General features: G+C 63.6%; 2 protein-coding genes and 1 pseudogene. 1 reads left to right on the plus strand and 2 read right to left on the minus strand.

Features of this window, described 5'->3' with window-relative positions; translation table 11 throughout:
• Together AC1D0Z_RS15550 and AC1D0Z_RS15555 are read right to left on the minus strand one after the other, a co-directional pair.
• A pseudogene (locus tag AC1D0Z_RS15550) lies at positions 1–962 on the minus strand (sensor histidine kinase); the annotation flags it as partial.
• A gap of 54 nt (positions 963–1,016) precedes the next feature.
• A complete protein-coding gene (locus AC1D0Z_RS15555) occupies positions 1,017–1,712 on the minus strand; it encodes a response regulator (RefSeq protein WP_477659127.1) in 696 nt (231 codons plus the stop codon).
• 392 nt (positions 1,713–2,104) lie between these two features.
• Between AC1D0Z_RS15555 and AC1D0Z_RS15560 the strand changes: the two genes are divergently transcribed.
• Positions 2,105–5,274: two-partner secretion domain-containing protein (locus AC1D0Z_RS15560; protein WP_477659128.1), on the plus strand; the 3,170-nt coding region annotated here is incomplete at its 3' end.

Below are 5,274 nucleotides of genomic sequence, written 5' to 3' on the forward strand. Positions count from 1 at the left end.
GTGGTCCTCGGCGTGTTGGGCAGGGCCGACCACAGGGGCAGGGTCAGCAGGGCCATCAGCACGGACGCGGTGATCAGTGCCCGCGTCAGCCACAGTTGTTGGCGCCGGTGCAGCAGGCCGATTGAAAAGTGCACCACCGTGACCAGCCAGAACAGCGAGTTGACGGTGAACCAGGCAAACCAGTCATTGGCAATCGGGAAGCTCACATAAAAATGCAGGCCCCGCATGAAGGACATGGCCGCCAGCACAAAAAACAGCAGATAGCCCGGCTCATGCCGGCGCCGCAACCACACCAGCAAGGCGAAGATGCCGACCGCGAGGAAAGCCGAGCTGAACATGCCCGGCAATTCCTGCTGCAGCCATTGGCGGCCGTGGTAGCGCCAGCTGATGGCCTCCACCGGGCCCAGCCACAGTGATGACAGCGCCACCTGCGTCGCAGCCGTGTGCTCGATGCGCAGCGTGATCTCGTGCGGCGGCCGGCCATCGGCTGATTTCTCCAGCAGCACCCACAGGGGCGTGTGCGGGCTGTTCCATAACGGGCCTTGCTGCTGTGCGGTGTGTACCAGGTGACCGTCGGCATACACCGCGAGGGTACCGTCGGTGCGCACGCGGGCCGCATACAGCGCCAGTGGCGTGGACGATGCCGGAGCCTGCGGCACGGTCAGTCGAAACCAGCTGGTGCGTGTGACGGGGGCCGCGCCGGCGGATGCTGCAGCCCGGGCCTGTCCCAGCAACGCTATGGGCAAGGCGTGCGGCAGCGTAACGGGTTGCCAGCGGTCCGGCAGGATTTGGCCGTCGAGGGTGAGCGGTGGCGAGGTGAAGCCCGCATCGGTTTGCACCTGCCAGTCAGCCTGGGTGAGATGCAAGGCTGCTGCGCTGGGGGAATCACCCGCGCGGGTGCCCGCAGCATCACAGGCGACAAGACCCGTCAGCGCCGCAGCTGCTGCCAGCAGCRCTAACATGCGGGGCGAAAAACGCAGGAGGCGGTGGTGATGAAAAGGCATTCGCGCGGGCAACTACTGCGCCAAAATGCCCTGGTTCCTGGCTTCGTAGATCGCTTCAGCCTTGGAGGTAACCTTGAGTTTGCTGTAGATGCGCCGCACAAAGGTGCGCACCGTGAAGTGCGACAACTCCATCAGCCTGGCGATTTCCACCGCAGTGAAGCCTTTGGTGATGTAGTCCAGCACTTCTTTTTCACGTGCCGACAGCAGCGATGACGCGTCGATATCGGCGGGCGTCGTGCCGGCGCCAGCTGCGGTGCTGCGGCGAAAGCGCGCCAGCACCTGCCGGGCGATGATGGGGCTGATCGGGCTGCCGCCGCTGGCCAGGCTGCGAATCTCTGCCGCCATCTTCAGCGGTGAGCTGTCTTTCAGCAGGTAGCCGGCGGCGCCGGATTCGATCGACTGCATCACATGTGTCTCGTCGCCAAAATTGGTGCTCACCATGATGCTGCAGGCCGGCCACTGTCGGGAAGCCGCGCGGATCACGTCGATGCCCGAGCCATCGGGCAGGCCCAAATCAACCAGCAGCACATCGGCCGGCGGTTGTTTCAGCATCTGCAAGCCTTCGGCACGGGTGCCCGCTGCGCCCACCAGGCGCATGTCAGAAGCGCCCTGCACCACGCGACTCAGCGCTCCGCGAAAGCCCGGATCGTCCTCGACGATGGCGACATGGATCACGGGCAGGTCTTGTTCAGCGGAAGGTGCATTCATCAGGCAGACATTTTGCGACGGTTTCGGGCGCACGACTCGCTATTTGTGTAGCTCGTTTGTTCTACGTGCAGGCCGGTAACGGGTGTCTGGTCACCGGCAGGGCCTGTTCGCTGCCCGCCGGTGCCGATCATCATGCCACCCGGCCGACCGGTTTGCTATATTTTTGATAGCTGTTCGCGCCCATTTTTGTTGGTCTGCAACCCGATCTCGTCTCTAGAACGGGGCCCCTGAAGGTATCTGGCGTAGCGCATATGCGCTACAGACAGCGGCTTTCGTGATTCGTACGATGACGGCCAGTCGGGCAAGGCGTTCCACAACATCCGGGGCGCTGGCCCGACTGATTGGCGGGCAACCTGGCTCGCTGCAAGTTCCACCTGCCAACGAAAGCCTCCATGAAAAGTCACGCCAGCATGAACCGTATTTACCGCCTCGTCTGGAACACCGCCCTGAATCTGTGGGTGGCCGTGGCGGAAAATGCCAAGGGCAGAAGCAAGGGTGGCTCGGCGCGCGGCAGCGTGCAGTGGGATGACGTGCAGGCGGAAGGAGGCCATGGCGTCGATGGCGGTGGCGCGGGCTTCAGGCTCAATACGGCCTGCCGCGCGGCGCTGGTGTTGCTTACCTCCCTGGCGGTGCTCACACATGAAGCGCATGCGGCCGATGCAGCCAATGCCAGTGTGTCGGCGGGTAGCGGCAGTGTCTCCACGCTAGGCAACACCACCACCATCAACCAGGCCAGCCAGCGCCTGGCCATCGACTGGACCAGTTTGTCTACTGCGGCCAACGAGGCGCTGCGATTCAACCAGCCCAATGCCTCAGCGATTGCGCTGAACCGCATCACCGGCAGCAGCCCCAGCGAGCTGCTGGGCAGCCTGACCGCCAACGGCCAGGTCTTCATTCTCAATCCCAACGGTGTGTTGTTTGGTGCGGGTTCTCAGGTCAACGTTGGCGGCCTGGTGGCTTCTACCCTTTCCATGAGCAATGCCGACTTCATGGCCGGCAACCATGTGTTCAGCAACAACGGCTCCAGCGGTTCCGTCGTCAATCAAGGCAACCTGAATGCAGGGCAGGGCGGCTACCTGGCACTGCTGGCGCCCGAAGTGCGCAACGAAGGCGTGATGACGGCGAGCCTGGGCACGGCCCTGCTCGCCGCAGGCAACAAGATCACCCTGAATCTGGACAACGGAAGCCTGCTCGGCTACAGCATCGACCAGGGCGCGATCAACGCACTGGCAGAGAACAAACAGCTGATCAAGGCCGACGGTGGTCAGGTGCTGCTAGGCGCCAAGGCACTCGACAGCCTGACCATGGGAACGGTCAACAACACCGGCATCATTGAAGCGAAGACCATCGCCAATAAGGCCGGCCGCATCATGCTGATCGGCGATATGGAGCACGGCATGGTCAACATGGGCGGCACGCTCGATGCCAGCGCCCCGGATGGCGGCGATGGCGGCTTTATTGAAACCAGCGCCGCGAACTTCAAGATCCTGCCAGGCTTCAGGGTCAACACGCTGGCGCCGCAGGGCAAGACAGGAACCTGGCTGCTCGACCCGGCCACGATGACCATCGCGGGCGGGACAGGCGGGGCGGCCGACACCATTTACGAAGACTTTATTGAGTCGGCAAGCTCCAATATGCTGATCGAGGCCACGGATTCGATCAACGTCTCGGGCACCTTYGGCAATGCCGATGTAGAGCTCCTCAGTGGCTTCAATCTCACCATCAGAACCACGGGAGCCACCGGTACCGGCATCGACCTCACGGGCAGCACGCACGGCGCCGGCCTGACGTTCAAGGTTTCCGGCGGGGGCTCGGCGAGCGTGACCACAGCCGCGGCCAGCCAGGCCATCAAGACCTCCGCAATTTCCGTGACCGGCGGCGCCGGAACGATCAATATCAACTCCGCCGGCGGGCTGGATGTCAGCAATACGGTCCTGCAGACCAGCGGAGGCGCGATCTCGCTCACCGGCGCGGGCCAGGCCGGGAGTTCGGGCGTGCTGGTGTCCCAAAGCACCCTGAACGCCGGCACCGGCGCCCTCACCATCAATGGCACCACGACAGACCAGTCGCAGTATGGCGTGCTGCTGGACCGCTCCACGCTTACCAGCGGAAATGCCAACATCAACAGCGCCGATAGCGCCGTGAAGCTGGCGGGCACCAGCGTGGCAAGCACCGGAAACATCACCGTCGAAGCGTCGGGTGCCAGGACGAGCCACCACGCGCTCGAGCTCGTCAATGAAGGCGCCACGCAAACCAACGTCGGCGTCAGCGGGGGCGGCACGATAAACATCACCGGCAGACTGGTGAACGGCGGCGGCAGCGCCACGGGCGGCTCTTCGGGCGGTGTGGTTGTCACCAATTCCAGCGTGACCGGCCGCASCGGCGCCGTCACCATCGCCGGTGACGTAGGCACGACCGGGGTCATTGCTCAGGTGGCCCGCGGGGTACGGCTGGATTCTTTGGCCAAGATCACGGGTGCGGGCAACATCGACATCACCGGGCGTACAGGGTTGTTTTCCCTGGCAGGTACTGCCGGCGTGGAACTCGGCACCGGCTCGGAGGTATCCAGCACTGGCGGCTATATCACCGCTACCGGCCTTGCCGGTGTCAGTAGTGCCGCCACCGAGGTCAAGGGCCTTATAGCAAGAGGAAAAGTGCAGTCCGGCACCTTCCGCAGCATCACGCTCGACGGTTCGTCCTCGTTAAATGCTGCCGGGATCAGCGGCTCCGGCGTCCTCATCGATGCAGGCGCAGACATCATCGCGGGCAGGCTTGGTTTTAACAGTACGGGTTTGTTCAGTAGTTCAAACGGGGGAACGGCGAATATTACCGGCATCTCCATGGTGGGCGGCAGCATCAACTCGACCGGCGAGATCACCATGATCGGCAACCTCGGTGGGACAAGTTCTATGGGCGGGGGTCATGCCGTGAGCCTGACCGGCGGCAGCATCAACTCCAACACCGCGGCCATGACGCTGCGCGGAATGAATTTTCCTACGGGTGCAATTGCGCCGGCCGGCAGCTACGCCCTGAATATCGACGGCGCCAGCATCACCAGCGGAGGCGGTGCGATCACGCTGCTGGGCGACCGCATCAACATCGGCTCCGCCGTCAACGCGGGCGCGGGCAAGGTGCTGGTCAGCGCGGACTTCCTCAACAACAGCCGGGCGATCACACTTGGCGGCGCATCAGAAACCGCCGCCATGAACCTGAGCAACGCCGAGCTCAACCGGATCACCGCTTCTGCGATCGTGATCGGCAGCACCGCCAACACCGGCGGCATTGCGATCGGCAACACCGGCGGCGCGATCAACCTGGCCAGCGCACCCAGCCTGAGCCTGCTCAATAGCAGCACTGCAGGTTCGGGCATCTCGCAAACAGCGGCATTCACGGTTGCCAACCTGAAGGCCGATGCACAAACCGTCATCCTGGCCAACTCACTCAACCAGATCAGCCAGGTCAGCGGTCGCGCCTACGGAACGAACAATTTCGAGGTTAGCTCCTACTCTGCATTGTCGGTGGGGACGGTGGACGGAACGGCCGGCATCACCCAGTCCGGCAC

The sequence above is a fragment of the Polaromonas sp. P1_E3 genome (assembly GCF_056405935.1).